Consider the following 26,250-nt stretch of genomic DNA (forward strand, 5'->3'; position numbering starts at 1 on the left):
GGCGACGCGGCCGGCGCGGCAACCGGGCGGGCGGGGGCGGTCCCGGCCGCACCGCGGCGCGCCTGGGCGGTCGCCGCCGGGGCAGCGGCGACCGGGGCATTCATCTGACCGATCTGGGCGAGTAACGCCGCCCGCAGCCCGGCATCGCTCTCGGCCATCGTGCCCTGCGCGGGAGCGGCGGCGGGGACGCCGGCGGCGGGGGTGGCAGGCGTCGCGGCAGGGGTGGTGCCGGCTGGCCGGGTGGCCGGCTTGAGCGCCGCCTCCGCCTGCTCGCGCGTCATCAGGCCAAGGCTGACCGCGCGCTCCGCCAGGCGGCGGCGCTCGGCCTCCTGCGCGGTGGCGCGCGGGGCGGCGGGGTGCAGGTCGATCCACAGCATGCCGCCGCCGGTCGCGGGGCGCGCCTCCGCGGTCATCGCGGTGCGCAGCAGCAGGACGGTTTCGCCACCCTCCCGCCGCGCCTCCAGGCCGGCAAGCTCGGTCAGCGGACGGACGGTGCCGAGGTCGAGCGCATAGCCGCCCTGCAGGCGCAGCTCCCAGCCATCCGCGATTTTTCGCATATTATAGAGCGGCAAGGAAGGCAGGTGGAGCACGACGCGGCCATGGCCGACATGCTGGCCGGTGCGGACCAGGACGGCGGGCGCCGCGGCACGGTCCGGGGCAGGCTGGGCCTGGACGGCCGAACCCGGGGCGGGGGCCGGCGCCGGCTGGGCGCGCAGCGGTGCGGCGAGGAGGGCGAGCGGGACGGAGGCGAGGAGGGCGGCGCGGCGCATGGGCATCACTCCCCGGCCTCCCCGCCATCGGCTTTCGCCCGGCCGGCGTCGCGCAGCTGGGTCTCCAGCTCGTCGTAGCTGAGCTGCAGATGGCTCGGGACGACCTGCCGACCGACCTCGACGCAGAGCTGCGGGGCGAGGTTGTCGAGGTAGCTGGTGATGACGGCGCGGGTGACGTCGAGGATGCGGCGCTCTTCCTCCTGGATCGCCTTCATGCGGGCGGCGATCGGCCCGACCAGGCCATAGGAAAGGAAGACGCCGAGGAAGGTGCCGACCAGCGCCGAGCCGATCATGCCGCCCAGCACCGCCGGGCTCTCGCCGATCGCGCCCATGGCCTTGATGACGCCAAGCACCGCGGCGACGATGCCGAGCGCGGGCAGCGCATCCGCCATGTTGGACAGCGCCTTCACCGGCTTCAGGTTCTCGTTGAAGCGCTTCTCGATGGTGCCTTCCATCATCTCGCCGACGCGGTGCGGGTCCTTGTTGTTCAGCGTCACGCAGCGCAGCGTGTCGCAGACCAGGTCGCGCAGCGGCGCATCCCGCAGGACCTTCGGGTAGCGGCTGAAGATCGGCGATTCCTGCGGTTTCTCGATATGCCGCTCCAGCTTCGCCGGGCCTTCCTTCTGGTGCGTGCGCATCAGCAGGAAGGTGAGGCACAGCAGGTCGGCATAGTCGGCGCGCTTCCAGCGCGGGCCGGCGAAGACGGCCCCAAGGCCCTTCATCACCTTGGCCATGCATTTCGCATCATTGGCGATCAGCATGGTCATCAGGCCGGAGCCGCCGATGACGATCATCTCGGCGCCGAGGGCGTGCAGGATGACGCCCATATGCCCGCCGGCCAATATGTAGCCGCCGAACACGGCAACGAAGACTCCGGCTAATCCGGCAATCTGGAGCATCGCGGGGACGATCCTGTGTGGCTGCTTGAAGAGAAACCGGTCTTGGCAAGCGAAATCCGCAACCGACAGTTCCTCATAGCATTTCGCACATTCGCCTGCTAGTTTCATTTTCGCACAACGCGAGGGTGTCCGCTTGCCGCTCCCCATCCCCCTTGGCGAGGCCGCCGGCGCCGCACGGACGGAGCAGCTCGGCCGCTACACCGCCAGCACCCAGGTGATCAGCGCGCTGCGCAGCGCCTCGGCCGCCACCGGCATCGGCTTCCAGACCCTGGCCGCCAAGGCCGCGGTGGAAAGCGGCTTCCGCGCGGACGCCCAGGCCCGCACCTCCTCCGCCCGCGGCCTGTTCCAGTTCATCGACCAGACCTGGCTCAGCATGGTGCAGCGCAAGGGCGCCGAGCACGGCCTGGGCGAGGAGGCAGCGGCGATCATCCGCGGCGCCGGCGGCCGGCTTACCGTCGCCGACCCGGCGCAGCGCAGCCGGATCCTCGCCCTGCGCGACGACCCGGAGATCTCCGCCCGCATGGCCGGCGAGTACCTGCGCGACGTCTCCGACAGCCTGACGCCGACCCTGGGCCGGCGGCCGGATGCAGCGGAGCTCTATCTCGGGCATTTCCTCGGCCCCGGCGGGGCGCGCCAGGCGCTGCAGGCCCTGGCGGCCGACCCGAACCAGCCGGCCAGCGGCGTCCTGCCCGATGCCGCCGCCGCCAATCCCACCCTGTTCCGTGCCGCCGATGGCAGTCCGCTCTCGCTCGCCGGCTTCATGCAGGGCATCCGCAGCCGGCTGGACCGCGCCTATGCCGAGATCGGCGCCACGCCGCCGCAGGGGCCGCTGGCCTTCCAGCCCGGCACGCCGGAGGCCGCGCAGGGCCTCAGCATCGCGCTCGGCGCCGCGACCAGCACGCCGGCGCGGGTGGCGCATGGGGCGGAACAGGCCATGACCGCCACCCTGGCGAAGGTCTTCAACCGGCTCGGCCGCGGCCTCGGGCAGCGCCAGGCGTTGCGCGGCCCGCCGCAGACCCTGCCGCCCGAGGTCCTGGCCGCGCTGCGGACCGATACGCGCACCAACCGGGCCTGAAGCCCGGCGGCGCACGCCGCCGTCGCTTTGGAGACACCGCCGGTCTTCAGCCCGGCAGGTGCACGGTGGCATTCTGCCGCTCTCGATGCCCATCGGAGCGGCTGTTGTTCACCTTGAGCCATGGCTTTGTGCTGCTGCACCCCGACCGCGGCATCTATGTCGGGCGGAGTGCCGACCGGACCTATTGGTCCAAGCTCGGCGCCGCCGGGCGCAATGTCGTCGCCGCCTTCCCGTCGCGGGCGGAGGCGATGGTCCATCTGGATGCCTGGCTGGGTTGCCGGCTCAGCCCGGACGAGCTGTCGCAATTCAGCTGCCACCACGTGATGGTCGACGTGCCCGGCGGCTGGGCGAGCTGCTGGGCGCTGCGCGTCGCCGGTCTCGAGGAGCATATCGGCGAGCTGGCGCATCCCTGCTGGGACAACCCCATGGGCCAGTGCTAGGGCGGGTCGCGGCGCGGATGCGGCGGGGGTGGAGCCCGCTCGACCAGGCCGGGTCCGCATCGGCGCGGCGGCCAGTCCCGAACGCGGATCGCCCAGCATCGGACGGGGCGCCGGCCTGACCCTGCCCAGCCCGCGGCGGCCCGGCACGGCGGGGCCCGCCGGCGGACCTGGGAGCCGCTTCGCCAGATCGTTATTTTTCGCATAAGTGCCGCGGAATTGTGCTACCCAGGGTTGGCCCGGACCCGAGGTTCACCCCATGCCCCGTTCGCCCTCCCGCAGCCGCGGCTTCGCGCTCGGCGCCGCCACGGCGCTGCTGATCAAGGGGCCGCTGCTCGCCGCTGCCTTGGCCTGGACCTCCGGTGCCATGCACGGGCTGGACAGCACCCGCGACTGGGTCGAGCACGCCCAGGCGGTGATCGCCGAGGCGGACGGCGTGCTCTCCGCTTTGTCGGATGCCGAGCGAAGCCAGCGCGACTTCCAGCTCAGCCAGGATCCGCGCAGCCTGGCGCCCTACCGCGCTGCCATCCAGCAGGTCGGCGCCTCGATCAATGCGCTGGAACGGCTGACCGCGGAGGGGAACCCGTCGGCCGCATTGCTCGAACGGTCCTGGGTCGGGACCGACAAGCGTCTGGCCGACCTTGCCAGCAAGGTGCAGCAGCAGGCCGACACCGCGATGGGCCCGCAAGCGGAGGAGGCCGGGCGCGGCCTTGGCCCAATGCAGGACGTCCGCAGCGCCGTGCTCGCGCTGCGGGCCGGCGAGTTGCGGTCCTTGCGGGAGCGGCTGCAGGAAACCGGCCAGGAGGCGCGCCGGGCCCTGGCGGCCCTGTCCCTTGCCACCGGCATCGCCGTCGGGCTCCTGCTGCTCGGGGCTGTCGCCTATCGCCGGCGGGCCCGGGCCAGCATCGACCTCAGCCGAATCCGGCTTGCCCTGGCCGAGCCGGGCGCCTGGGGCCGGTCCTGAGAGGCTGCCCGCATCCGACAGCCTGCCCGACGATGCGGACCCGATGATGCGACCCCAGTGATGCGAAATCCGTTCCGGCGCATTCTCCATCCGTGGTAGAGAGCCGCGCATGATCCTAGAGCGTCACGGCAATGGCGAGGCCAGCCTGGTCCAGGATGGCCGCGAAGTCCTGCGCATCTCCGCCCCGGCGGCGGAGGACCCCGTCTATGATGCCCTGCTCGACGGCATCGAGGCCACGCTGTGCGGCGAGGGGCCGCCGCGGCTGGTGGTGACCTACCGCGAAGGCCTCTTCGCCGGCGCGGTCTGCGAAGTGCCGCTCAGCCTCGTCCTCGTCGAGGAGGACCCGCATGACGACCCGCCGCGGCAGATCCGGCGCCAGCGCCTGGAGGCCGAGCCGGCACGGCTGCCGCCGCTTCTGGCCGGCTTGGCGGACGGCACCGATGCAGGCGGGACGATGCGGCGATGATCGGCGTTCGCGAGGCGCGGCTTGACCTCGATGCCCGGCTCGGCTCGGCCGATCCGGCGCTCGGCGCCCTGTTGCGCGGGGAGGTGCCGCATCCCCTGCCGGCGCACCCGCTGTTCCGGCACCCCGCCGCCATGCTGTTGCTCACGGGCGAAAGCCTCGACCACGCGACCGGCGGATCCCGCCTGGTGGCCGAGCCGGATGGCGGCCTGCGCCTGATCGTTTCCGCCAGCCTGCCGGCCGACGCGGAATTCCTCGCCGCTGCGCTCGACTGGCTGGGTGGCCAGGTGGAGGCGATGCCGGGCGACCTGCTGGGCTTCGTGGTGCCGCCCGGATCGGCCCGGCACGACATGCGCCTGCTGGCCTGGCATGCCGGCAGGCTGCAGCCGCTGCCCCCGATTCCCTCCCCGGGCTTCGCTCCGGCCGGGCCTGGCTGCAGCCTCGCCAGCTTCCTGGCCGCCACCGGCCTGCCGCCGCCAGAGGCGGCGGAGGAGGATCTGCTGCCGGAGATCCGCCGGGTCGCCGCCGCGCTCGCCGCCCGGCGCGCCCTGCCGGTGGCGCAGGCGCGGCTGGACGGACCGCTCATGCATGGCCAGGCGAGCTTCCTGCTCTGGCTGCAGGCGGTCGCCGCGGCCCGGCTCGGCTTCACCACGCTGGTGCCGGCGCTGCTGGTGGCGTGAGGCCGGCTTCCGGCAGCGGGCGCGGCGACTGCGGCGCCGTCGCAAACCATGCCGGGCCAGCCCCACAACCAGGACGCGCAAATCCCGGTGGTTTCCTCTTGCGAAAAATCTCGCTTGTCCGTATTCAATCCGGGTACCCGAATGGTGCCTGCTCTCCGCGGCAATGCGAGGAACGGTGATAACCGGAGCTGCCCGATGACCTACATGGCCGCCCGCCCGCATGCCTGCCCGCCGCTCCGCCTGCGGGCCAGCCCGCACCTGCTGGTGACCCTCGAGATCGGCGATGCGACGCCGGCGGCCTTCGAAGCCGCCCTTGCGGCGCAGGTCGCGGCAACGCCCAGCCTGTTCTGGAAGACGCCGCTGGTACTCGACCTCACCGGCCTGCCGGCCGATGCGGCGGAGGGCATTCCCGACCTTCTCGCCATGCTCGGCCGCTTCGGCCTTGTGCCGGCGGCTGCCCAGGCGCGCCGCGGCCCGGTGCTGGAGGCGGCCGAGGCCGCCGGGATCGCCCCCCTGCTCGGCCATGCCGCACCGGCCGACCCGGCCGAGCGGCGCAGCACCATGGTGGTGCGCCAGCCCGTCCGGTCCGGCCAGCGCCTGCATGCCGATGGCACCGACCTCGTCGTGCTCGGCGCCGTCTCGGCCGGGGCCGAGATCTCGGCAGACGGCTGCATCCATGTCTATGGCGCGCTGCGCGGCGCCGCCTTCGCTGGCGCCGGGGGCGATAGCGACGCCCGCATTTATGCGAAAAACCTTAATCCGAGCCGGGTGTCGATCGCCGGCCTCTGGCTCGGTGCCGAGGAGATCCCGGAGGCCTGGCGGGGCCAGCCCGCCGAGGTCCGGATCGCCGACGGGCTGCTGCGCTTCGAGCCGCTGCCCTGACCTGACACCGCCCACCAGACCGCATCCGCATCAGGGAGAACCCCGCATGCCCGCGACCGTCATCACCATCACGTCCGGCAAGGGCGGGGTCGGCAAGACCACGACCACGGCCGCCTTCGGCGCCGCGCTCGCGCTGCGCGGCCACCGCGTCTGCGCCGTCGACTTCGATGTCGGCCTGCGCAACCTCGACCTCGTTCTCGGCCTGGAGAAGCGGGTGGTCTACGACTTCCTGCATGTCGCGGAGGGCAAGGCCAAGCTCGGCCAGGCGCTGATCAAGCACAAGCAGATCGACAACCTCTACGTCCTCGCCACCTCCCAGACCGCCGAGAAGAATGCCCTGACCAATGAGGGCGTGGGGCGGGTGATGGAGCAGCTGCGCGCCGAGTTCGACTACGTCATCTGCGACAGCCCGGCGGGCATCGAGCACGGCGCCATGGCCGCGCTGTACCATGCCGACCACGCCATCGTCGTCTGCAACCCCGAGGTCAGCTCGATCCGCGACGCCGACCGCATCCTGGGCTTCGTCGGCTCCAAGTCGAAGCGCAGCGAGGACGGCCGCGACCCGGTGCGCGAGCACCTGCTGGTCACCCGCTACGACGAGGACCGGGTGAAGTGCGGCGAGATGCTGCCGGTCAACGAGATCAAGGAGATCCTCTCGGCCGAGCTGATCGGCATCGTGCCGGAAAGCCGCAGCGTGCTGCGCTCCTCCAACTCCGGCGTGCCGGCCAGCATCGACCCGCAGACCGATGCCGGCGCCGCCTATCGCGACGCGGTGGCGCATTTCCTCGGCGAGACCAAGGACCCGATCCGGCTGCCCGGCCAGGCCGTTGGCAACCATCCCCAGCGCGGCTTCCTGATGCGGCTGTTCCGCCGCGGCTGACACCGGAGGACCGAGCATGACCCTTTTCCAGAGATGGCAGGCCCGGCGCGGCTCCGCCCATCTCGCCGCCAGCCGCCTGCGGGAGCAGGTGCAGGCGGACCGCGCCGCAGTCCTCGGCGACAACATCGCCGAACGGCTGCAGGAGGCCTGCCTGCGGGAGATCCGCAAGCTCGCCCGGGGCGGCCAGGTGCGCGTGCGGGTCGGCATGTCGCCGCGGCTGGAGCTGCGGGAGATCGACATCGACCTCGGCGTCCGCCGTCGCCAGCCGGATGCCGCCCAGGCGCGGCGCACCTGGTCATGAGCGCGGCCGACCGGGCCATGCTCTGGCTGCTGCCGCCGCTCGGCCTGCTCGGGCTCGCCGCCTGCGCGGCGCTGGCCCTGGCGCCGGAACCATTCGAGGCCTGGCAGCAGGGCGCGCTGGCCGGCCTGGGCATCCTCGCCTTGCCGGCGATGGGCGCGCTGCGCGCCCGCCTTGCCGGGCCGCGGCGCGGCCAGGCGAGCCGCGTCGTCATCCGGATCAACCGGCGCCGCTGAGGCGACGGCCCCGGCCGCGCACCCGGATTGAGGCACCCGGCCGCTGTCTGACCCGGCCGGGCCTGCCTACACAAGGCCGCGAGGCGCGTCCCCGCCTGACGCCCGAACACTGCAGAGCGAGCCTGGACTTTCCGATGCGAACCCCTGCGCCGGGCGCCATGCGCCCTGCCATCCGCGGCCGGAACCCGGCCGCATTCAGCCTCTCGCTGGCCGTATTGGGCGGGATGGCGCGCCTTGGCCTCGGCCAGCCCGGCTGGGCGTCCGCGATCACCGGCCATGTGCCGATGATGGCCGCCGGGACCGAGGCTGCCCCACGCCGGCCTTGGCGGGCTGTGGACCAGGGCGCCGCCGCTGGCGACAGCCGCGGTGGATGCGAAGGCCTTTCCGCCGCGGCGACGCCGCCCACCGCCCACTGCAGCGTGGCGCTGCGCATCGCTCGCCATGGCGGCCGGGGCGGCGTGGACAGGCTGCCGCGTGTCCCCCGCATTCCGGCGACGGCGCAGGCCACCGCCCATCCCCACGCGGCCTGACCCGCCGCGGCGCCGACACCGAGGCGACCACCGAGCGAGGGGCAAGCGATGCGCGTGGCGCCTGCGACACGAGCCCTTCGGTGGCTGGCCCGGCTGCCGACCGGCATGCCGGACATGCTGGTCGCCCTGGGCTGCGTCGTGCTGCTCTGGGGCGGCACCGCCGTCTATCTCTCCCGCCAGACGGCGGCTGCCATTGCCGCCGCGTTGGATCACACCGAACGCTTCTCCGCTGCCTTCGCCGAAAGCGTGGCGCGGCGGGTGGACCTGATCGACAGCGCGCTGCTGCTGCTGCGGGATGCCCATCTGCTCGGCCGCGACGATGTCGACCTGGCGCTGTTCACCCGCGGCCTCACCACCGGCGGGCCGCTGTTCCAATTCGCCTATATCGGTGCCGACGGCATCCTTATCGCCACCAATCTGCGCCGTACCGACCTTCGCCTGGACCTGTCGGACCGGGCGCATTTCCGCGTCCATGCCGACAATCCCGGCCAGGACGAGCTGTTCGTCAGCCTGCCGCTGATCGGCCGCGCCTCCGGGAAGGCCTCCATTCAGTTCAGCCGCCGCGTCGTCGGGCCGGAAGGCGGCTTCCGCGGCGTGGTGGTCGCCTCGATCAGCCCGGCCTTCCTCACCTCCCTGCATGGCGAGATGGGCGACGGCAAGGGATTGCTGGTGCTGCTGGGCGCGGATGGTGGGCTGCGGGCCCGGTCCCCCGCCGCCGGGCAGGATGCGGCGGTGGCGGCCATGACCGCCGCGGTCGAGGCGACGCCCGCCGGCGACTTCACCCGCGGCGACGGCCAGGACCTGGCGCTGCTCGGCAGCTGGCGGCAGGTCAGCCGCCGGCCGCTGGCCGTCGCGGTGGCGCTGACGGGGGAGGAGGTGCTCGGCGGCCTGCAATCCGGCCGGCGGCAGGTGATCGGCGCGGCGGGGGCGGTGAGCCTCGCTTTGCTGCTCGCCGGCGCGGCGCTGACGGTCCGGCGGCATCGCCTGGCGCGGTCGCGGCGCGACCTCGCCGCCTCGCGCGAGGCGCTGGCGGATGCGGTCGAGGGGGTGAGCCAGGGCATCCTGATGACCGATGGCGATGGCCGGGTGCAGGTCGCCAACCGCCGTGCCGCCGAACTGCTGGGCCTGCCGGAGGCAGCGGTGCGTGACCGGCCGACGCTGCGGGCCCTGTCGCAGATGCAGTTCGCGGCGGGCGAGTTCGGCCCCGCCTTCCCCACCCTGGAAGCCTTCGAGGCCTTCTCCCGCACGGAATGGCAGGATCTCGGCCGCGACCACGCCTATGAGCGGAAGCGGCCCGATGGAACGGTGCTGGAGGTGCGGACGCATGCGCTGCCCAGCGGCGGCGCGGTGCGCACCTATACCGACGTGACCGAGCGGCATCTGGTGGAGGAACAGGCGCGCCACTTCGCGCTGCACGACCCGCTGACCGGGCTGCCGAACCGCGCATTGATGGGGGAAAGGCTGGCCCTGGCGGTGACGCGTGGCGTCTGCGCCGTGCTGTTCCTCGACCTCGACCGCTTCAAGCTGGTGAACGACCTGCACGGCCATGAGGCTGGCGACCGCCTGCTGGTCGAGGTGGCGATACGGCTGCGCGCGGTGCTTCGGGCGGGCGATACGCTCGCCCGGCTCGGTGGCGACGAATTCGCCATCCTCCTGCCGCAGGGGGGCCTGCCCATGGCCGCCACCGTCGCACGCCGCGCCATCGAACTCCTGCAGGATCCCTTCGAGCTCGACGGCCGGCGCTTCAGCATCGGGGTCAGCATCGGCATCGCGCTGCACCCGCGGCACGGCACGACGCCGGCCGCGCTGCTCTGCGCCGCCGACACGGCGATGTACGCCGCCAAGCGGTCGGGCCGGAACACCTTCATGGTGTATGACGAACACATGGAGCGCGACGCGGCGGAGCAGCGCGGCCTGGAGCGCGACCTGCTGGAGGCCCTGGCGAACCGGCAGTTCCACCTGGTGTACCAGCCGGTCTGCGACACCGGCAGCGGCGAGGTGATGAGCTTCGAGGCCTTGATCCGCTGGCATCACCCGGTGCGCGGCGCCGTGCCGCCGTCCCACTTCATCCCGGTGGCGGAGCAGGCCGGGATGATCCTGCCGATCGGCGCCTGGGTGCTGGAGACCGCCTGCGTCGAGGCCGCATCCTGGCCGCGTCCGGTGCGGGTCGCGGTCAACATGTCGCCGCCGCAATTTCTGCAGCTCGACCTTTGCGACCAGGTGCGGCGCGCACTCGACCGCGCCGGCCTGCCGCCGGGCCGCCTGGACATCGAGGTGACGGAAGGGCTGATGCTGGGCGACGAGGAGGTGGTGCTGAACAACATGGTCGGGCTGCGGGCGATGGGCGTTCGCATCTCACTGGACGATTTCGGCACCGGGCATTCCAGCCTGAGCTACCTGCGCCGCTTCCCGTTCGACCGGATCAAGATCGACCGGTCCTTCGTGCAGAACCTTGGCGGCGACGTCGAGGCGCGGGCGATCGTCCACTCCGTGCTCAGCCTCGGCCGCAGCCTGAAGCTCGATATCGTTGCCGAGGGCGTGGAGACGGACCTGCAGCTGCGGGAGCTGCGGATCCTCCGCTGCCGCCTCGTGCAGGGGTATCTGCTGGGCCGCCCGATGCCCCTGGCCGCGGCGCAGTCGCTGCTGCAGGCCACTTCGGAGCCTGCCGGGGCAGCACGCTCCGTCGGGTCGCCCACGGCCGCCTGACCGGCACCGCAGGGCGCTCCTGCTCGCCATGGCCGGACCGCAAGCGACAACACTCAATGAATGTTGACTTGTAACAGGCGTTGTAGCCGTTGCAAAAGATTCATGCTTACGACTTGATTATAATAATGGAATGATTCGACCCGACGGGAATTCTCGCATCATGCTGCCGGTCGATCTGCGTGACCTTCAGGATTACATCCAGCGGGCGGTGGTTTCGGTGGCGCGGGCTCTGGCCGGGGATATGGCCGGCGGGCAGCAACGGCACCTGCTGGACGCCATGCAGGCGCTCGACCACGTGGATGCGGCGATCGACAACGCCTTCGAGATCAGGCCGGACCTGACGCATGGTGGGGTGGTCGTCGCGCTGCCGTCGCCCACCGCGGGCAAGGCCGGCCTCAAGCGCTGAGGCGAGGGCGGCAGCCATCCCGCGCGCATCCGCGTCGCGGATGGAGGCACGCGTCGCCCCACCGGCGTCGTCCCTGCCGCTATCTTCTCCTGACTTCCGCCGGACCGGCCGATCGCGGCTGTCCGGGCCAGCAGTCAGGACGTGGTGGGTACGATGCGTGTGCCATGGGCGAAGGCCGGCTTCACCGTGATCTATTCCGATCGGCAGCGACCGACGGGGTATGAGTACTGTCTGCGCCGGACCTTCGGCGGCTTCTCCCGGGCGGCGGGCTTCGCGCTCTCCCTGTCCGAGGACCTGCACCATCCGCTGGTCATGGTGATCCGGGAGGGCGGGGAGCCGGCACGGGTTCTCGACCTGGCCGCGATCCGCGATCTGGCGGCGCCGGACCAGGCCGTGCCGCGGGCCCTGGCGCACGCCTGAGCGGAGCGCCGCGGTCGTCTCCACCGCGGGGTTGCAACGAAACGGCCTGGCGGGCGCCCGATGCCGCGCCGCCCTGCCGCGTGGCCGTGGCCGCAGGCGCCGCTCCTCGGCGTGGCATGATCGTCTTGGGCGGCAAGGCCAAGCGAGCGCTGCGGGACGCGACCGGCTGTCCTTGACCTGCGTCGCGCGCGGATCGTGCGGCGGATAGGCGGCCTGATCCGCGCCCTGCCCAGGCTGCTTCAGGCCCTGGCCGCCTCTGTTGCGTGGCTCATGGCTGGTTGGTCCTGGCGCGCTGTGTTTTTCGGATGGCGTCTGCGATGGGCTGTTCGAGCCTGAGGGTGCCGCGGTCGGCGAGTGCTTTGCCGAGGGCCTCGTCCATGAAGTTGTCGAAGTCGCGTGCGCCGCTGCCGAGGCTGCCTTCGCGGCGTGGCGGGCGTGCGGCGCGGATCATCTCGGCGGCGAAGGCGGCCTCGAACTGGCGTGCGGCGCGGCGGGCGGGGTCGGCGGCGGTGGCGGCGCGGGCTGGCGTGGTCGGGTCCATGATGAGGCACCGATTTCTGGGATCGTTGCTGGAAGGTGTGTTCGGCTTCGGCTAGAAGTTTCATACCACGCTTTTTCGCAAAGGTGGCGCCCCACCCGGCCTCCAGAAGGACAGCTCCCCTCCTCCAGAAGGAGCCGCCCGGCCGCGCCAAGCGCGGCCCTGGAGAGGTCCCCTGCCATGGGCCCCGTGACAGAGCCGCCCGCCAAGGGGCGCAAGCGCCAGCAGCTGCGCCGCCGCACCCTGCCGCCCGAACGGCGCGAGGAGTTCAACCGCCGCGCCCTCGCCGGAGAGGAGATCCGCCGCCTCGCCCGGCTGTTCAACCTCGAACTCTGCTACGCCCGCCGCCACCTCGCCCGCCTGCTCGCCCGCACCGAGCGCGAGACAGCGCAGAGCCCGGCCCTGCCCACCCGCGAGGCCGCCGTGCCCGAAGGCATGACCCCGCTCGAATACGCCCATGCCCTGCTCGGCCGCCGCGTCCGCATCCTGCGCAACGGCTACTACGAGCTCGACGGCTTCCCCGCAGGCCCGCGCGAAGTCGCACGCGCCGCCAACACCCTCCTGCGCAGCCGCGGACACGACGAAATCCCCTACCCAGGCCTCGTCCCGCCAAGACCCTGACAAACACCACAACCAAACCCTCACAAGGAGGCGGCGCCTGGCTGTCGCCGATCTGGTCAGCGGAACAGCAGGAGGGCGAGGCCGCCAAACACCAGCCAGAGGATCAGGGAGAGCAGCCCGATGACGAGTGCCGCCGCGGGCCAGCCAAGCGGCCCCTCTGCACGGGCGCCCACCAGAGGAGATGCGATGGTCGCGCCTCCTGGCTGCTCATCGCGGTGACGCCCGGCCATCGGTCTCTCCAACCCCGCCTGGAACCTGCCCAGGCACCATGATCCAACGATGGAAATTCCACGGCCTGCTTACTCCTGAGTTGATGGCGTCAGGCAGCGACAACAGTGTTCATGCTCCATCCAGTGTAATCCCGCACGGAGCTTGGCTTGGTTCCTGGTTCGAGTAATGGCGCTTGTCTTGCCATCCGATCTGGCCTTGGCGCCGGCGTCGCCGCGAAGCTGGGCTGGTGCGGCCGCCATGACGCGCAACCGGCCAACGCTGCAGCAGCAGGTTGCGCCACTTGCCCCGAACCTCGGGCTTTTCTGCAGGAAGCGTGGTTCAGGCGGCGAGGAGCACGCGGCGCCGGAGGAGATCGAAGCTGCTACGGCCGAAAGTCTGGCGTTTCAGCATCTTCAGCTTGCCTACCTGTCCTTCGGTTTGTCCGCTGCTCCATGGGATGGTGAGCGCGGCTTTCACCGCGGCGCCGTCCTGCTGCAGTCCAGCCGCGAAGGTGGTGACGGCGGCCACACCGCTCTTCCTGGCATCCGTAAGCCAGCGCTCGAGGGTGGTGATTGGCGCGCCACACCGGGTCGTGGTGCTGACGCTACAGGCACGCAGGAGGTCGGCGAGCCGGCGGACCAATCCTGCGACACTGGCCGCTTCGGCATCCTGCTCCAACCGGGCGACGGCCGCGCCCTCCTCTTCGGTGAGCCGTTCGCGCGGCCGCGTCAGGTACCAGGCGAGTTGTTTTGGCGAGGGGAGCACCGGCGCCTTGTTATGCTCAGGAGAGGGAGCAGGCGACGGCGCTCCTCCTCCGCCGTGTGGCGTATGTTTCGACCGTTCCGTGCGCCGTGGGCCCAGCCAGCGGTGAACCTGTTTGGCTGTCCCGCGGAAGCCGCGCTGCCGCAGTTCGCGCCACAATGCCATCGCGTTCTCGCAGCCAGCCGCGAGCCGCGCCTCCAGGTAGTCGATGTGGGCGTCCAGGATACTGGGACCGGGAGACCGGACGGCACGCTCCGGAAAGCTCTCGGCATCGGCGAACTTCCGCACCGTCCCGCGGGCCAGTCCCATGCGGCGGCTGATGGTCAGCAGCGGCTCGCCGGCGGCGATGCGGCGCCGGACCTCGTCGTAGAGCGCCTTCCAGCGCGCCCGGCTCTCGGTGCTGACTGCCAGTTCACCGGGGCTACGGGGGAAAGCACCTGTCCGCCGCGTCGCGCCGTCCGGCCGCCCCAGGATGGGCGGCAGGCGGCGAAGCCGGCCATGCACCGCGGCGAGCCAGCGCTCGGCCATCTGCCGCAGGTTCAGCAGCAGGTGCCAGCGGTCGGCCACCTGCACGGCCCGCGGCGCCCCGAGCCGGATGCCGCGCGCGTACTCGGTCGAGCGGTCACGGGCGACGGCCCGGATCCCACGATGACGCCGGAGCCAGTCGGCCAGCGTAGAGGCGCTCCGGTCAGGTAGCAGGTCGACCACGCGATGCCGCTCGAGGTCGACCAGGATCGTTCCGTAGGTCTGGCCCTTGCGCCGGGCCCAGTCATCGACGCCGAGCACACGCGGGGCCGGGCGGCGCGGCAGGGGCAAGCGGCGGACCAGGCGCAGCACCGTATCGGCGCTCGTCGGCATCCCGATCTGCTGCAGCATGCGGGCACCCGCATTGCCACCCATGGCAACGCCAACCCGCCCCTGCGCCGTCGCCAGCCGGTCCGTGCGCTGCGCCCGCGGCGCGACCAGGCCGGGCAGACGCTCCACGAAGGTGTGCCGTGAGCATGCCGGATTGCGGCAGTACAGCCGTCGCACTGCCAGTTCGATGCGAACCTGGCCGCCAAGGCAGGGAAGATCTGCCGGACGTCGAACCGTGCGGCTGTGGACAGCATGGCTAGGCTCGCCACAATCCGGGCAGCGGCCGCTCCGCCGCCGAGCCTCAGCGGCGATCCGGATGTTGCTCGCGTCCGGGCGTGTGATCTCCCGGATCCGGCAGCCTGGCAGGAGATGAAGGTCCGTCATCCCAGATCTTACCGCCCTGCCGACGGCGCCGCAGCTACCCGCAGCCTTTCGGACAGCATCAACCACGCTTCCTGCGGAAGAGCCGAACCTCGGGACATCGATGTGCGGATGAGCCCGTTCGAATGTCGCGCCATGCCGAGGTTGCCAAGACCATGGACTGCGCGCTGACCCGCTCGGACGCCGTCAGTCGCCTCCGCCCCGACGACCGCACCTGCCCGGCGAAGCACGCGACGGAACGCGCCCTGCGCGATGCCGGCGAAGACGGCAAGACTTGGCTGGTCGCAAGCAGCGGCGATGGCGGGGAAGGTGCATCGGCGATGAATGCGCTTGATCATCACCAGCAAGCTCAACGGTGCCGGTCTGCGCGCCTGGCTTCACGATTGGCTGGCCAGGATGGCTGGCAACGGCGCCGCGGTCCTGCCCGGCGGATCCACACCGCATTCGCGGACCATGCCTGCAAGATCGAGGACATCGTGCAGGATGCCCCGCGCGTGGCGGCACGGATGCGCCTTTCAGGACGCAATAAGGGAATGCTGGTCGGTGTCGCCGCGCGGGGGGCCGGATCGCCCGGTCCGGCGCCGCGTTCTGCAAGAGCGACGGCAGCAGAGGCAAGACTCTTCGGGTTCTTCGGGATATGGCTTCCGTGAAGCAGCAACTGAGCCTGAGCAATCCCGGCGATGCGCCTGGCCGTTCAGCCTGACGCCGTCCGATGCGTGCGGCCTTCGCCGAACCCAAGCAGCCTGCCATTCCCGGATGCGGCGGCAGCCATGCACGCGCTCACATCCTTCGGGTTGGTCGGGCGCCAGTCAGGCCGCCTGGCGCGCGGCGACGAAGCGGCTGAATTCCTCGGGCGGCATCGGGCGGCCGAACAGGTAGCCCTGCACCTCGCCGCAACCCTCGCGCATCAGCATCCTCGCCTGCTCGGCGCTCTCGACGCCTTCGGCATTGGCTCGCACGCCGAGGCTGCGGCTGATGCCGACGACGGCACGGACGATCGCGTCGGAATTCGGATCCTGGCCGAGGCTGCTGATGAAGCTGCGGTCGATCTTGATCTTGTCGAAGACGAATTTCTGCAGGTAGCCCAGGCTGGAATAGCCGGTGCCGAAGTCGTCCATCGCGATCTTCACGCCAAGCCCGCGGAGACGTTCGAGCACCGCCAGCGTCTCGCCATTGTCCTGCAGCAGGACGCCTTCGGTGATCTCGAGCTCGAGACGCTGCGGCGCCAGGCCGGAATCGGCCAGCGCTGCCGCCACCGTCTCGAACAGGCCAGGGAAGCGGAACTGCACGGCGGAGACGTTGACCGCCACCGTCAGCCCGTCCGGCCAGGTGGACGCTTCCCGGCAGGCTTCCCGCAGCGTCCAGGCGCCGATGCCAGCGACCAGTCCGGTCTCCTCGGCCAACGGGATGAACTGACCCGGCGGGACGTTGCCATGGCCCGGTCGATCCCAGCGCAGCAGAGCTTCGGCGCCGATGACCCGGCTGGACGGGAGGTCAACCTGCGGTTGGTAGTGCAGCCGGAACTGACCTTCGCTCAGGGCAATGCGCAGATCGGTTTCGAGGGCGCGGCGCTCCGTGAGGCGGCGGTTCATCTCGGGCGAGAAGAAGCAGAGATCGCCGCGCCGGCGCCCTTTTGCCTGGAACAGGGCGAGGTCGGCATCCTTCAGCAGTTGCAGCGGGTCGATGGCCTGGCCGGGCTGCGACAGGGCGATCCCGACGCTGACGCCGATGGTCACCCGCTGGCCGTCGATGGCGAACGGCGCCGCGATCGCCGCGATGATGCGCCGCGCCAGCGCTTCCGCATCCTGCGGCCGCGACGCCCGAGGCTGGATGACGGCAAACTCGTTGCCGCCCAGCCGCGCCAGCGTGTCGCTCTCCCGCAGGCAGCCGGAGAGCCGCTGCGTGGCCTCGCACAGCAGGCGGTCGCCACCGGCATGGCCGAGCGCGTCGTTGACCTCCTTGAAGCGGTCGAGATCGAGGCAGAGTACGGCGAGGGGTTGTCCGGCGCGACGGGACTGTGCGACGGCCTGCCGCAGCCGGTCGGCAAAGAGCGTGCGGTTGGGCAGACCCGTCAGCAGGTCATGCGCCGAAAGATAGGCAGCGCGGTCGAGGGCATGGCGTAGCAGCCGGACCGGCAGGATCCGCAGCACGGCGAAGATAGCCGCGCCGAGCAGCCCGGCGCCCAGCGCCACGGCAGCGGCGATGCCGAGTTCAGGCCGGATCGAGCGGGCCGCCTCGACCTCCCCGAGCCGGGCGGCCGGCCCGCGGATGGGCACGCGCCGCACCAGCACCGGCCAGGCCAGCGCTTCGGCGCCACTGGTTTCCATCACCAGCCGCCCGTTCGGGTCGAAGACGCGCCAGCGTTCCACACGGGAGTCCGGCGCCGGCAGCGGCATCGTATCGGCTTGGGGCAGCCGCGCTGCCTGCCGCGCCAACTCGGCCAGTTCGGCCGCCTGCAGCAGGGCGCTGGTCTCGAGGCTGCCCCCCACCCGACCCTGAGCCGTGATCAGATAGGCGGCGGGCAGGAGGACAGCGACAGCCAGCGCGGCTAGGCCGGCCAGGAGGCTGACCAGCCGGGCCGTGTCGGTCCCCTGCGGCCGGGCCGGACGGCCGCGGGGAGCGCCGGCTCGTGCCCGGGTGTCCGGTACAGTCGAGCTTAGGGCGGAGAAGGACAAGGCGGCACCTCGGACGGCGGAGGCCCGCCACTCGCAGTTGAATATGCGAAAAACACCTTTTTCGCATCAACTAAATGCCAGCAGCCTGGAATTTCGGCGTGGCACGACCCTGCGCAGCACGCTGCGTGACCCTATGCAGCTGCCGGGAAGCGAGGAGGGCGGGCGAGGGATCCCATGGCCACGCCATCCGCTTCAACCTGTCGTCTTGTGGCCGCATCCCGCTTTGTCAGGGCACTGACCTGCGGCGGTTGCAGCGATGGCATCACCCCTTCGCAGCGACCACCAGCGCCTGTCCCGGGGGCGAGACTTGCCGTGCGATCGCGGGGCCAATCAGCCGCATGGCCGGAGACTGCCTCGCGGCCCCTGGCGGGGCCGCGTTCCGCCGTGGCGCATGGGAACCCGTGACGGTTCATGGACCGGCAAGCGAAACGCCGCCAGGGTCCCAGCCGAAACGATCCCCGGCAGCGAGGTGACCCATGCCAGCCCCGATCCCCATCACCGAGGCCGAGCGGCTGTCCGAGTTGCGATCCTACGCCATCCTCGACACCACGGCGGAAGCCATGTTCGACCGGGTGGTCGAGTTGGCGGCCGCGCTGACGGACTGTCCCGTGGCGCTGATCTCCCTGGTGGATGCGAAGCGCCAGTGGTTCCTGGCACGGCATGGGCTCGACCTGGCCGAGACGCCGCGCGACCACGCCTTCTGCGCCCATGCCATCCTGAACCCGACCGAACCCCTGCTGGTCGAGGATGCTGCGAAGGACGATCGCTTCGGGGCCAATCCCCTCGTCTGCGGCGAACCTGGCATCCGCTTCTATGCCGGCATGCCGGTGGTCAGCCCGGAAGGCCGGGCGCTCGGGACCCTATGTGTCATCGACCGGAAGCCGCGCGGCCTGGATGACCGCCAGCGAGAGTCGCTCGTGAATCTTGCCCTCCTCGCCGGCACCTTGCTCGATCTGCGGCGCACCGCCCGACGTGGCCGGGTGCGGGTGGCCTGACCGCGGCGGCTCGGATGCGGCGCGGCGCGGCATGAACGCCGCGGAGCCTGGAGCCGCCCTCCCGGCGCCCCCTGCCCCGCCGGTGGCCCATCGTCATGCTGCCGTCAGGCAATCCAACCCATGGCAATCGACCCTGTCTGCGGGCGTTCTGCCGGCGCCTTCCTGCACCAGGCTGCTCGAGGCGACATCCTCGTCGGACCCTTGGCACGCCGCCTCTGCGCACGGCCCCGGTCCCAGGTCATCCCGTAAGGCCCTTCGAACTAAACCGACAGCGGCAGAGCGTCCCGCGGGACGATGCAGCGACGGCTGCTGACGCTTTCGAGGATCAGGCCACGCGTGCGCTCGCGCTCCGCCTCATCCGCCGGCAGGGCGCCGCCCAACTCGGCAATCCAAACCCCGATGAGCGCAGCGCGGTCCAGGCATTCCTGGAAGGCCGTCTCGCTGGTGATGCGGGATGCGGCGAAGTCGTAGGGGTCGCGGGCATGCGCCCGAAGGCGCCGCAGCAAGGTCGCCATCTCCTGCTCTGCCGCATCGATCGTCGGAGGCAGGTGGTAGGGGCGCCGCGGCGGGCAGCAGGCTGCGACATGGGCCTCCAGCGCGGCCTGCCAGCGTCGCCGCCGCACGAGGGTGATGACCAAGGCGAGGAGGAAGAGCGCGGCAGCGGCGGCGAAGGCGGCCTCCAACCACTGCGGGTCGACCAGGGCGATTTCGGCGAAACTCCGCTCCAGCACCGTGTCACGCCCTCCCGCAAAGGTTGAAGCTATCGACAGGCTTCGCAGCCGCGCTTCCTGGGGCGAGTAGGGCGGCGACCTATTGCCACCCCCTTATCGGCCAGGCGCCGTTACGGCAGGCCCACCAAAGGGCGAAAATTGGAAAGGCAATGTTAGTCTTTCAGTAGATGGAATTTCGCAGACCAAGCCATCTAACCGCCTTGCTCGACCTCGGAGAGACACAGCCTTGAAGACAGCCCTCGGCGCCCTGCTGCTCGGCCTCGCCACCTTCGCCGTGGAGCCAGCGCAAGCGCACCAGCAGGGGGTTGCCTCCTGGTATGGCAGCCGGCTGGAGGGCCGACGCATGGCCAATGGCGAGCGGTTCCGACGCCGAGCGCCGTTCTGCGCCCACCGCTCCCTGCCATTCGGTACCCGCATCCAGGTCCGCAACCTCGACACGCGGAAGGTCGCAACCTGCCGCGTCACCGATCGTGGACCCTACCGGGCCGGCCGCATCGTGGATGTCAGCGAGGCGATCGCCCGCCGCATCGGCCTGTTCACCATCGGGATCGCGCCGGCCCGCGTCGTGGTGCTGGCGCGCCGCTGAGGCCTGCGCCGGCCCGCCTGGAGATCGAGGCACCGCGCCGCCGCAACCGGCGGCGCAACTCCCCTAGAAGCCGTCCCGTGGCCGCGGCGCGGCCATCGCTGGCCTCCGGCCTCTCCAGGGGACGCTCCTCGTGTCGCTGCCGCCCGATCCGCGCTGGCTCCCGGCATCCGCCGGACGCCATGCGCACCCGCCGCGCCGTCCGGGCAGGGCCCGGGCATGAGCGCGGCGAGCCTGTTGCCTGCTGACGGGTGGTCGGCCCGGCTGCGCCGCTGGCGCGGCCTTGGCATCGTGGTCCGACTCTATGCCGTATGCCTGCTTTCGCTGGCGGCGTCGGCCGGGCTGGCGATGGCGACGCATCACTTCGCTCAGCGGACCCGTGACGCCACGCTGCTGCTCTACGAGGATGGGCTGGTCGGCGCCAGGATCGCCGCCCGCCTGCAGTTGCTGCTGGAGCAGCATCGGGGGTTGGTGGAGGCGGCGCCGGCCGATCTCGACCACGGCCGGCTCTCCGTCATCCGAGGCCGACTTGAGGCGCTCGACGCCGAGCTGGTGCGGGCGGCGGCGGAGGTCGCCCTGGCTGGCCGGGGCGACGCCCCGCTGGCCTTGTGGGAGCTGCGGGTGCGGCTGCTGCAGGACCTGCCGGCACTCGCCGAGGCTGGGCGGCAGGTGTTCCGCAGCGCCGAGGCCTTCCGCAAGGACGCCGCGCTGGCCGCCCTGCAGGGCGAGTATGCTGCCGCCTTCGTCCGGGTCGGCGGCGATGTGCATGGCTGGCGCGACGACCGGCTACGGGCGATGGATGCGCAGGTCGCGGCGCTGCATGCCAGCGCCGACGGCCTGACGCGCCGAACGTCCTGGGCGGCGTTCGCATCGCTGGTCATGGCGCTGGTCGGCATCGCCGTCACGCATTCCGTCGTCGCCCGGCTTGCCCGCATCACCCGGGCGATGCGGCGGCTGGCGGCGCATGAGGAAGGCGTCGAGGTTCCGGCCACCCATGATGGCGACGAGATCGGCGCGATGGCCCGCGCGCTCGAGGTCTTTAAGGCGGATGCGGCGGAGATGCGCTGGCGCGGCCTGGCGCTGGAGCGGACGAACCGGCATTTCGCCGCCGCCCTGGGCAACATCGCCCAGGGCCTGGCGATGTTCGATGCGGAAGAACGGCTGGTCGTGCTGAACGACCGCTTCCGCGCCCTGCTGCAAGCCGGACCAGGGGACCTGGAGGCAGGCGCCAGCCTGGACGAGGTGGCCACCGCCGCGGCGGCGGCCGGCAGCTTCCCCGGCCGGGATCCCGCCACCCTGCGCCGCCTGCTGCGCACGCCGCCGGCCCCGGCGCGGTCGCTGCGGCAGGTCGAGGAGGTGCGACCCGGACATTTCCTCGCCATCCGGCATGAACCGATGGCGGGCGGCGGTTGGGTCACCACGCTGGAAGACATCACCGAGATCAGGCTGGCCGAGGCGAGGATCGCGCATCTCGCGCATCATGATGCGCTGACCGGCCTGCCGAACCGCGTCCTGCTGCGCGAGCAGATGGAAGCCGCGATCGCCCGCGCCCGTCGGGGTGAAGGCTTCACCGTCTTCTGCCTCGACCTCGACCGCTTCAAGGAGGTGAACGACACGCTCGGCCATCCCGTGGGCGACGCCCTGCTGCAGGCAGTGGCGGCGCGGCTGATCGCCGAGCTGCGGGAGACCGATACGCTCGCCCGCCTCGGTGGCGACGAGTTCGCCATCATCCAGTCTGGCGTGACGCAGCCGCGCGATGCGACGGACCTCGCCCGCCGGCTCGTGGCCGTCCTGGCGGAACCCTTCGAGGTGGCCGGCCATCAGGTGGTGATAGGCACCAGCGTCGGCATCGCCGTCGCGCCGGTGGACGGGCTGGACGCCGACATACTGCTGAAAAGCGCCGACATGGCGCTGTACCGGGCAAAGGCCGAAGGGCGTGGGCGCTGGCGCTTCTTCGAGCCGGAGATGGACACCCGCATGCAGCTTCGCCGCGCGCTCGAGCTCGACCTGCGCCGGGCCCTGGCGGCGGAGGAATTCGAGCTCTTCTATCAGCCGATCGTCGAGACCGAGTCGCGTCGCGTGCTGGGGCTGGAGGCGCTGCTGCGCTGGCGGCATCCGGAGCGCGGCCTGCTTTCGCCCGACCGCTTCATCCCATTGGCGGAGGAAACCGGCCTGTCGGTTCCGATCGGCGAATGGGTGCTGACGCAGGCCTGTGCGGCCGCGGCCGCCTGGCCGGGTGCGCCACGGCTTGCCGTCAATCTCTCGCCCGGGCAGTTCGCCAATCGCGGCTTGTGCGAGGCGGTGTCCGCGGCGCTGCGGGCCGCCGGACTTCCCCCCGGGCGGCTGGAGTTGGAGATCACCGAGGCGGCGGTGGTGCAGGATGCCGAGGCGACGCTCGACACGCTGCACCGGCTCAAGGCGCTTGGCGTGCGCATCGCCATGGACGATTTCGGGACGGGCTATTCCTCGCTGGGCTATCTCAAGCGCTTCCCCTTCGACAAGGTGAAGATCGACCGCAGCTTCACCCGCGACCTCGACCAGTCGCAGCAGAGCGATGCCATCGTCGGCGCCGTCACCTCGCTCTGCCTCGGCCTCGACATGGCGACCACGGCCGAAGGCGTGGAGACCGAGGCGCAGCTTCGTGTGCTGCACCGGAAGGGCTGCGCCGAGGCGCAGGGATTCCTGTTCAGCCATCCCTGCCCGGCCGGCGAGGTCCCGGCGCTGCTGCGCCGGCTGGACACCGCGCTGCTGGAACAGGCCGTGCTGTCCTGACCGCGGCCGGCCGCCGCCGGCACCGCGTATGCTGTCGGGGGTCGCTGCTTACGATGGGCGACACGCCTGGGTCCGCCAGACGGACAAGCGGCGCGACGGTAGGCGCCGCGAAGGGCAGGCCGGAGCCAGGACGCCGCCCGCCCCGGCACACCCTGCGGTCGCCTGGCTGGGAACGCTCGGGAAGCAGGACGCCTGACCGCCGCATCGCATGCGGTCCATGGCCGGGCGGCCCTCGTCACCCCGGGGCGTTTGGGGCCCGGTACGAAGCCCCGGGTGGATGCCTTCGCTTGGCAGGCCGGGGGATGGGGCGGTGGTGTGTTCAGCGAAATGCGCGATCCATCGCGGCGCGCTAACCCACGTCGCCCGGAACCGCCGGCAGCGCGGTCTTCAGGGCGCCTCCGGCGGTGACGGCGTCGCGCATCGCCTCATTGGTCAACGGCTTCCACAAGAAGCGTGGCAAAGTCGTCCGGATCCTCGCCTGCGCTGCCTTCACCCTGCGCGTCGTGCAGCGCCTGCCGCCAGCGCAGCGTTTCCGCCACCTGGGCCGGACGGACGGCCAGCCCTGCCTTGCCATCCCACCGGGGCACGCCGACGGCATCAATCTCCCATAGCGCGGCGCCGAGACCGGCCAGCAGGGTTTCGGCCTCGGCCAGCGTGTCGGCGGCGAAGACCAGAACGGCCCGATCCTCGATCAGCACCGTGTAGAGCGGCATGATTTCCTGGCTCCTTCCACGCCTGGCTCCGGCCCAGGGCCCGGCCGAGGCCAGGTCGCGTCATGGTCGCGTCCCGCCATCCCTTGCCGCGCCCGATCCGGGTCGCGCCCGCATCCTCCAAGCCGCCCAGACCGGGCATCGCCTGTCGAAGGTGCGGCCGTGCAAGCTGGCGCGCGGGGGTCGGAGCGCTTTTCCCCTGGGACCGTGCGGCGCTGTAGCAGCAGGGGCGAAGCGGCCGCCGCGTCGGGGTGCCTCATTGCATCCAGGACCCGCAGGCGGTCTCCGGAACCGTGCGTTTCATGCGATGCGACGACGGTGAGGATTTCCGCGACCGATGTTGCACAGCCGACCAGAGCCCTCTGCGCCGACCCGGATGCTTCGACCTGGGCGCCCATGCCGAGCGCATCGCCGATACCGAGGACTGCACGGATGGTCCCGGCGGTGCCTATGGCAATCCGCAGCGCGCCGATCCGCATTGACCCGGTATCGCGGGTGCGAACCCTTCGGCCGCGACAGGTCACTGATCGGAGCCGGCAGGAGGTGTGCCCATCGGCTGCGGCCCATGTCCGGTGGCGCCTGACCGCGCTGGCCCGGCCCGACGGGATGGTAGGACGGGCAAGGCGCCCGGGTCGGCCGCGGTTGACCGGGGCACGGCACAGAAAAACGGGGGAGTTGAATGGGTTAAAACCCTGGCAATCGCGTCGGGCTTTCTGGTGGCAGGCAGCGAACCAGGTCTTTGCCATGATTATGGATCAGCAGCGGGCGGATCGGCGCGACCCCGTGACCGGCACCGCGACGGCCGAGGCTATGCTGCATTTCGTCGAGGCGGCGCTCGACGTCTCGGACTTCGAAGGTCCCTTGGTGGCCGTCATCGTATTGGGGCTCGATGGTTTGGACGCGATCGCGGCGACCGACCAGGACGGCATTCTGCTGGGTGTGGCCGACCGGCTGCGGGCCGGGGTGCGAGCACATGATCTGGTCGGCCGCCTGCCACGCGGCTTCGTCATCTGCCTGCCGGAAGTGTTCAGCAGCGGGGCCCAGAAAGCGGCGCAGCGGCTCCAACGGCTGGTCGCCGGCGCGCCGCTGCCGAGCACCACCGGTCCGGTCAGCCTCGGCTGCAGCATCGGCCTGGCATTCGGCCGCGGTCCCGGCAGCTCGGCCCGGGACCTGATCGCCTGCGCCACGACGGCCCTTGCCGATGCGCAGGCGGCCGGGGGTGGTACGATCATGATGGGATCCTGATCCAGCGCCGTCATCCGGTGCGAAAGCGGTCACGCCCATCACGCCCGGACCGCCGCGGCCAAAGGGCGTCCCTGCGGCGGGATGGACTGTTCCGGGCGATCGCCATGGCGCACCGGATGACGACCCGCACGCAATCGAGCCCCGGCGGCACCAAGTCACAGCCGGCTACCGGCGAAGCGTGCGGCCCGACAAGGTTCGGAGTCAGCCTCAGAAAAGCTCGATCGAGCCTTCCGCTGGCGTTCCGGCCATGCCGCCGGCATGGGCCATGCGCTGCGCCTGCATGACATAGGCCTGCTCCATCGGCCGCAGCAGGACATCCTCCACCGACTCCAGCACGCCGGTCCCATGCAGCGCCGCTGCCAGCCCGCCGGCATGTCGGCCGATGCTCCCCAATCCATCGCGCACCTGGTCGAGGCGCTGGCGCGCGATGTCCTGCGACTGGGCGGCGCTCATCGCCTCCAATGCCCGCCTGGCGATCGCCTGGCCGGCATCCCGGGCGATCCCGAGTGTGCCCGAGGCCTCGGCCGCCAGACGCGAGAACCCCTGCTCCGCGGCAAGCGCCTGGGCTTCGGTGGTCTCCAGCAAAGCATCCTCAGCGGTGGTGTCCTGGGCATCGGACATGCGCCGGCGCATGATGTCGCGGAGGCGTTGGATGCCGCCATTCACCTCGGCGGAAACGCGGGCAGCCTCGTCGGCAAGGCCGCGGACCTCGTTGGCGACGACCGAGAAGCCGCGACCGGCCTCGCCGGCCCGTGCCGCCTCGATCGTCGCGTTGAGCGACAGCAACCGGGTCTGAGCTGCGATCTGAGCGATGGCGGCGATGGCCGAGGCGAAGCGCTGTGTCTCCTCCGTGATGCTGGCATAGATGTCGCGGTCGGCCTTGGCCTCGGCCGCACGGCTCTGGATCCGGTCGCGCAGCGCGTGCACCGCGCTGCGCATGGTGGTCGCTTTGTCCGCGCCATCGGCTGTCAGCTGCAGCGACCGCTGTTCCGCCTCCGTCAGGCGGGCGAGCAGGTCCCTCACATCCTCCTCCAGCAAGCCAAGGCGCCGGATGCTGTCGAGCGCCGCCGTCTCCGACTCATCCACCGCGCCCTGGACCTGCCGCTGCAGGATGCCGGTCACCTCGCCGTAGCGATCCAGCGCCGCCGCGACATCGGTTGAGGTCGAGACTGTCACTGGATCGGCCGGTGCCATCGCCGGCGTGGCCATGCCGACCGCCGGGCGTGTCGCCTGCGGGACGTTTGGCACGGTGAACCGGACATGGAGGGTGCAGGCGAGACAGGCCATGGCAGCAATCGTCGGACCGGGATCCGCCAGGCCCATGGCGCGCAACAGATGCGCGACGACCAAGCCGAGCGCGACGCCGACGAGCAGATGAAGCATGGCGCCGGGCAGCCGGACCGGCGGCGAAAGCGCTGGACGAATAGCAATGCTCAAGGATGGGACCCCGCAGCCGATGCAGCCTTCCGCACCCGGGTCTGGGTCACTAGGCGTCGGCACGCCGACAACCGGCGGATGCGCCAAGC

Annotated in this window: 26 protein-coding genes and 1 pseudogene; 19 read left to right on the forward strand and 8 right to left on the reverse strand. The window is 71.4% G+C overall.

Annotated elements, in window-relative coordinates:
• Together E2C05_RS32745 and motA are read right to left on the reverse strand one after the other, a co-directional pair.
• Positions 1-776 (reverse strand): annotated as a pseudogene (locus E2C05_RS32745) (hypothetical protein); the annotation flags it as partial.
• Entirely contained in the window at positions 776-1,669 is an 894-nt protein-coding gene (gene motA / locus E2C05_RS02380; protein ID WP_133218000.1) for a flagellar motor stator protein MotA, read from the reverse strand. The pseudogene E2C05_RS32745 and the gene motA, both read right to left, overlap by 1 nt.
• A 133-nt stretch (positions 1,670-1,802) precedes the next feature.
• Between motA and E2C05_RS02385 the strand changes: the two genes are divergently transcribed.
• The 12 genes from E2C05_RS02385 to E2C05_RS02440 all read left to right on the forward strand — a co-directional run bounded on the left by E2C05_RS02385 (position 1,803) and on the right by E2C05_RS02440 (position 11,646).
• Positions 1,803-2,744, forward strand: a complete 942-nt coding sequence (locus E2C05_RS02385; protein ID WP_133218001.1) for a lysozyme family protein — start codon at positions 1,803-1,805, stop codon at positions 2,742-2,744.
• 113 nt (positions 2,745-2,857) lie between these two features.
• A complete protein-coding gene (locus E2C05_RS02390; RefSeq protein WP_240046523.1) occupies positions 2,858-3,184 on the forward strand; it encodes a hypothetical protein in 327 nt (108 codons plus the stop codon).
• Positions 3,185-3,440: 256 nt separating this feature from the next.
• Positions 3,441-4,145, forward strand: coding sequence for a CHASE3 domain-containing protein (locus E2C05_RS02395; protein ID WP_133218002.1), 705 nt, complete (start codon positions 3,441-3,443; stop codon positions 4,143-4,145).
• Positions 4,146-4,254: 109 nt separating this feature from the next.
• On the forward strand, positions 4,255-4,611 hold the full coding sequence (locus tag E2C05_RS02400; RefSeq protein ID WP_133218003.1) for a hypothetical protein: 357 nt from the start codon (positions 4,255-4,257) through the stop codon (positions 4,609-4,611).
• Entirely contained in the window at positions 4,608-5,288 is a 681-nt protein-coding gene (locus tag E2C05_RS02405; protein WP_133218004.1) for a hypothetical protein, read from the forward strand. Before E2C05_RS02400 ends, E2C05_RS02405 begins: the two co-directional genes overlap by 4 nt.
• A 195-nt stretch (positions 5,289-5,483) precedes the next feature.
• Positions 5,484-6,170, forward strand: coding sequence for a septum site-determining protein MinC (gene minC / locus E2C05_RS02410; RefSeq protein WP_158291898.1), 687 nt, complete (start codon positions 5,484-5,486; stop codon positions 6,168-6,170).
• 46 nt (positions 6,171-6,216) lie between these two features.
• Positions 6,217-7,050: a septum site-determining protein MinD gene (gene minD / locus E2C05_RS02415; protein WP_133218006.1), complete on the forward strand. Its 834-nt coding sequence runs from the start codon at positions 6,217-6,219 to the stop codon at positions 7,048-7,050.
• 16 nt (positions 7,051-7,066) lie between these two features.
• Positions 7,067-7,351, forward strand: coding sequence for a hypothetical protein (locus E2C05_RS02420; protein WP_133218007.1), 285 nt, complete (start codon positions 7,067-7,069; stop codon positions 7,349-7,351).
• Positions 7,348-7,584 (forward strand): hypothetical protein, encoded by a 237-nt coding sequence (locus E2C05_RS32750; RefSeq protein ID WP_158291899.1) that lies wholly within the window; start codon positions 7,348-7,350, stop codon positions 7,582-7,584. The genes E2C05_RS02420 and E2C05_RS32750 overlap by 4 nt, the downstream gene beginning before the upstream one ends.
• A 635-nt stretch (positions 7,585-8,219) precedes the next feature.
• Entirely contained in the window at positions 8,220-10,820 is a 2,601-nt protein-coding gene (locus tag E2C05_RS02430; protein ID WP_158291900.1) for a bifunctional diguanylate cyclase/phosphodiesterase, read from the forward strand.
• 160 nt (positions 10,821-10,980) lie between these two features.
• Positions 10,981-11,226, forward strand: a complete 246-nt coding sequence (locus tag E2C05_RS02435) for a hypothetical protein (protein ID WP_133218009.1) — start codon at positions 10,981-10,983, stop codon at positions 11,224-11,226.
• Positions 11,227-11,379: 153 nt separating this feature from the next.
• Positions 11,380-11,646 (forward strand): hypothetical protein, encoded by a 267-nt coding sequence (locus E2C05_RS02440; RefSeq protein WP_133218010.1) that lies wholly within the window; start codon positions 11,380-11,382, stop codon positions 11,644-11,646.
• A 268-nt stretch (positions 11,647-11,914) separates the two neighbouring features.
• Here the strand turns inward: E2C05_RS02440 and E2C05_RS02445 are convergent, their stop codons facing one another.
• Entirely contained in the window at positions 11,915-12,187 is a 273-nt protein-coding gene (locus E2C05_RS02445; RefSeq protein WP_133218011.1) for a hypothetical protein, read from the reverse strand.
• Positions 12,188-12,364: 177 nt separating this feature from the next.
• On the opposite strand from E2C05_RS02445, the gene E2C05_RS02450 reads away from it, so the two are divergent.
• Positions 12,365-12,805, forward strand: coding sequence for a hypothetical protein (locus tag E2C05_RS02450; protein WP_133218012.1), 441 nt, complete (start codon positions 12,365-12,367; stop codon positions 12,803-12,805).
• Positions 12,806-13,354: 549 nt separating this feature from the next.
• Here E2C05_RS02450 and E2C05_RS02455 read toward each other — a convergent pair.
• Positions 13,355-15,016: an ISL3 family transposase gene (locus tag E2C05_RS02455; protein ID WP_133218013.1), complete on the reverse strand. Its 1,662-nt coding sequence runs from the start codon at positions 15,014-15,016 to the stop codon at positions 13,355-13,357.
• 122 nt (positions 15,017-15,138) lie between these two features.
• On the opposite strand from E2C05_RS02455, the gene E2C05_RS02460 reads away from it, so the two are divergent.
• Entirely contained in the window at positions 15,139-15,663 is a 525-nt protein-coding gene (locus E2C05_RS02460) for an ester cyclase (RefSeq protein ID WP_133218014.1), read from the forward strand.
• A 159-nt stretch (positions 15,664-15,822) separates the two neighbouring features.
• On the opposite strand, the gene E2C05_RS02465 is transcribed toward E2C05_RS02460, so the two are convergent.
• Positions 15,823-17,502 (reverse strand): putative bifunctional diguanylate cyclase/phosphodiesterase, encoded by a 1,680-nt coding sequence (locus E2C05_RS02465; RefSeq protein WP_133218015.1) that lies wholly within the window; start codon positions 17,500-17,502, stop codon positions 15,823-15,825.
• 662 nt (positions 17,503-18,164) lie between these two features.
• On the opposite strand from E2C05_RS02465, the gene E2C05_RS02470 reads away from it, so the two are divergent.
• Positions 18,165-18,683, forward strand: a complete 519-nt coding sequence (locus E2C05_RS02470; RefSeq protein WP_133218016.1) for a GAF domain-containing protein — start codon at positions 18,165-18,167, stop codon at positions 18,681-18,683.
• 260 nt (positions 18,684-18,943) lie between these two features.
• Here the strand turns inward: E2C05_RS02470 and E2C05_RS02475 are convergent, their stop codons facing one another.
• Positions 18,944-19,414: a hypothetical protein gene (locus E2C05_RS02475; RefSeq protein ID WP_133218017.1), complete on the reverse strand. Its 471-nt coding sequence runs from the start codon at positions 19,412-19,414 to the stop codon at positions 18,944-18,946.
• 226 nt (positions 19,415-19,640) lie between these two features.
• Here E2C05_RS02475 and E2C05_RS02480 point away from each other — a divergent pair, with 226 nt between their 5' ends.
• Both E2C05_RS02480 and E2C05_RS02485 read left to right on the forward strand, forming a co-directional pair.
• Positions 19,641-20,000 (forward strand): septal ring lytic transglycosylase RlpA family protein, encoded by a 360-nt coding sequence (locus E2C05_RS02480; RefSeq protein WP_158291901.1) that lies wholly within the window; start codon positions 19,641-19,643, stop codon positions 19,998-20,000.
• A gap of 216 nt (positions 20,001-20,216) precedes the next feature.
• Positions 20,217-22,769: an EAL domain-containing protein gene (locus E2C05_RS02485; RefSeq protein ID WP_133218019.1), complete on the forward strand. Its 2,553-nt coding sequence runs from the start codon at positions 20,217-20,219 to the stop codon at positions 22,767-22,769.
• A gap of 425 nt (positions 22,770-23,194) precedes the next feature.
• Here the strand turns inward: E2C05_RS02485 and E2C05_RS02490 are convergent, their stop codons facing one another.
• On the reverse strand, positions 23,195-23,482 hold the full coding sequence (locus tag E2C05_RS02490; RefSeq protein ID WP_133218020.1) for a hypothetical protein: 288 nt from the start codon (positions 23,480-23,482) through the stop codon (positions 23,195-23,197).
• Between the two features lie 299 nt (positions 23,483-23,781).
• Here E2C05_RS02490 and E2C05_RS32755 point away from each other — a divergent pair, with 299 nt between their 5' ends.
• Positions 23,782-23,961, forward strand: coding sequence for a hypothetical protein (locus E2C05_RS32755; RefSeq protein ID WP_158291902.1), 180 nt, complete (start codon positions 23,782-23,784; stop codon positions 23,959-23,961).
• A 262-nt stretch (positions 23,962-24,223) separates the two neighbouring features.
• Positions 24,224-24,724, forward strand: a complete 501-nt coding sequence (locus E2C05_RS32760; protein WP_158291903.1) for a GGDEF domain-containing protein — start codon at positions 24,224-24,226, stop codon at positions 24,722-24,724.
• Between the two features lie 207 nt (positions 24,725-24,931).
• Here E2C05_RS32760 and E2C05_RS02500 read toward each other — a convergent pair whose 3' ends face one another.
• Positions 24,932-26,224, reverse strand: a complete 1,293-nt coding sequence (locus tag E2C05_RS02500; RefSeq protein ID WP_205082694.1) for a methyl-accepting chemotaxis protein — start codon at positions 26,222-26,224, stop codon at positions 24,932-24,934.
• Positions 26,225-26,250 lie beyond the last annotated feature (26 nt).

This window comes from Paracraurococcus ruber (assembly GCF_004353985.1).
GTDB lineage: Bacteria > Pseudomonadota > Alphaproteobacteria > Acetobacterales > Acetobacteraceae > Paracraurococcus > Paracraurococcus ruber.

Coding starts and splice junctions, on each gene's coding strand:
- motA (WP_133218000.1), bottom strand. CDS start 1,669: ATGCTCCAGATTGCCGGATTAGCCGGAGTCTTCGTTGCCGTGTTCGGC.
- E2C05_RS02395 (WP_133218002.1), top strand. CDS start 3,441: ATGCCCCGTTCGCCCTCCCGCAGCCGCGGCTTCGCGCTCGGCGCCGCC.
- E2C05_RS02400 (WP_133218003.1), top strand. CDS start 4,255: ATGATCCTAGAGCGTCACGGCAATGGCGAGGCCAGCCTGGTCCAGGAT.
- E2C05_RS02405 (WP_133218004.1), top strand. CDS start 4,608: ATGATCGGCGTTCGCGAGGCGCGGCTTGACCTCGATGCCCGGCTCGGC.
- minC (WP_158291898.1), top strand. CDS start 5,484: ATGACCTACATGGCCGCCCGCCCGCATGCCTGCCCGCCGCTCCGCCTG.
- minD (WP_133218006.1), top strand. CDS start 6,217: ATGCCCGCGACCGTCATCACCATCACGTCCGGCAAGGGCGGGGTCGGC.
- E2C05_RS02420 (WP_133218007.1), top strand. CDS start 7,067: ATGACCCTTTTCCAGAGATGGCAGGCCCGGCGCGGCTCCGCCCATCTC.
- E2C05_RS32750 (WP_158291899.1), top strand. CDS start 7,348: ATGAGCGCGGCCGACCGGGCCATGCTCTGGCTGCTGCCGCCGCTCGGC.
- E2C05_RS02430 (WP_158291900.1), top strand. CDS start 8,220: ATGCCGGACATGCTGGTCGCCCTGGGCTGCGTCGTGCTGCTCTGGGGC.
- E2C05_RS02435 (WP_133218009.1), top strand. CDS start 10,981: ATGCTGCCGGTCGATCTGCGTGACCTTCAGGATTACATCCAGCGGGCG.
- E2C05_RS02440 (WP_133218010.1), top strand. CDS start 11,380: ATGCGTGTGCCATGGGCGAAGGCCGGCTTCACCGTGATCTATTCCGAT.
- E2C05_RS02445 (WP_133218011.1), bottom strand. CDS start 12,187: ATGGACCCGACCACGCCAGCCCGCGCCGCCACCGCCGCCGACCCCGCC.
- E2C05_RS02450 (WP_133218012.1), top strand. CDS start 12,365: ATGGGCCCCGTGACAGAGCCGCCCGCCAAGGGGCGCAAGCGCCAGCAG.
- E2C05_RS02455 (WP_133218013.1), bottom strand. CDS start 15,016: ATGACGGACCTTCATCTCCTGCCAGGCTGCCGGATCCGGGAGATCACA.
- E2C05_RS02460 (WP_133218014.1), top strand. CDS start 15,139: ATGTCGCGCCATGCCGAGGTTGCCAAGACCATGGACTGCGCGCTGACC.
- E2C05_RS02470 (WP_133218016.1), top strand. CDS start 18,165: ATGCCAGCCCCGATCCCCATCACCGAGGCCGAGCGGCTGTCCGAGTTG.
- E2C05_RS02485 (WP_133218019.1), top strand. CDS start 20,217: ATGAGCGCGGCGAGCCTGTTGCCTGCTGACGGGTGGTCGGCCCGGCTG.
- E2C05_RS02490 (WP_133218020.1), bottom strand. CDS start 23,482: ATGCCGCTCTACACGGTGCTGATCGAGGATCGGGCCGTTCTGGTCTTC.
- E2C05_RS32755 (WP_158291902.1), top strand. CDS start 23,782: ATGCGATGCGACGACGGTGAGGATTTCCGCGACCGATGTTGCACAGCC.
- E2C05_RS32760 (WP_158291903.1), top strand. CDS start 24,224: ATGATTATGGATCAGCAGCGGGCGGATCGGCGCGACCCCGTGACCGGC.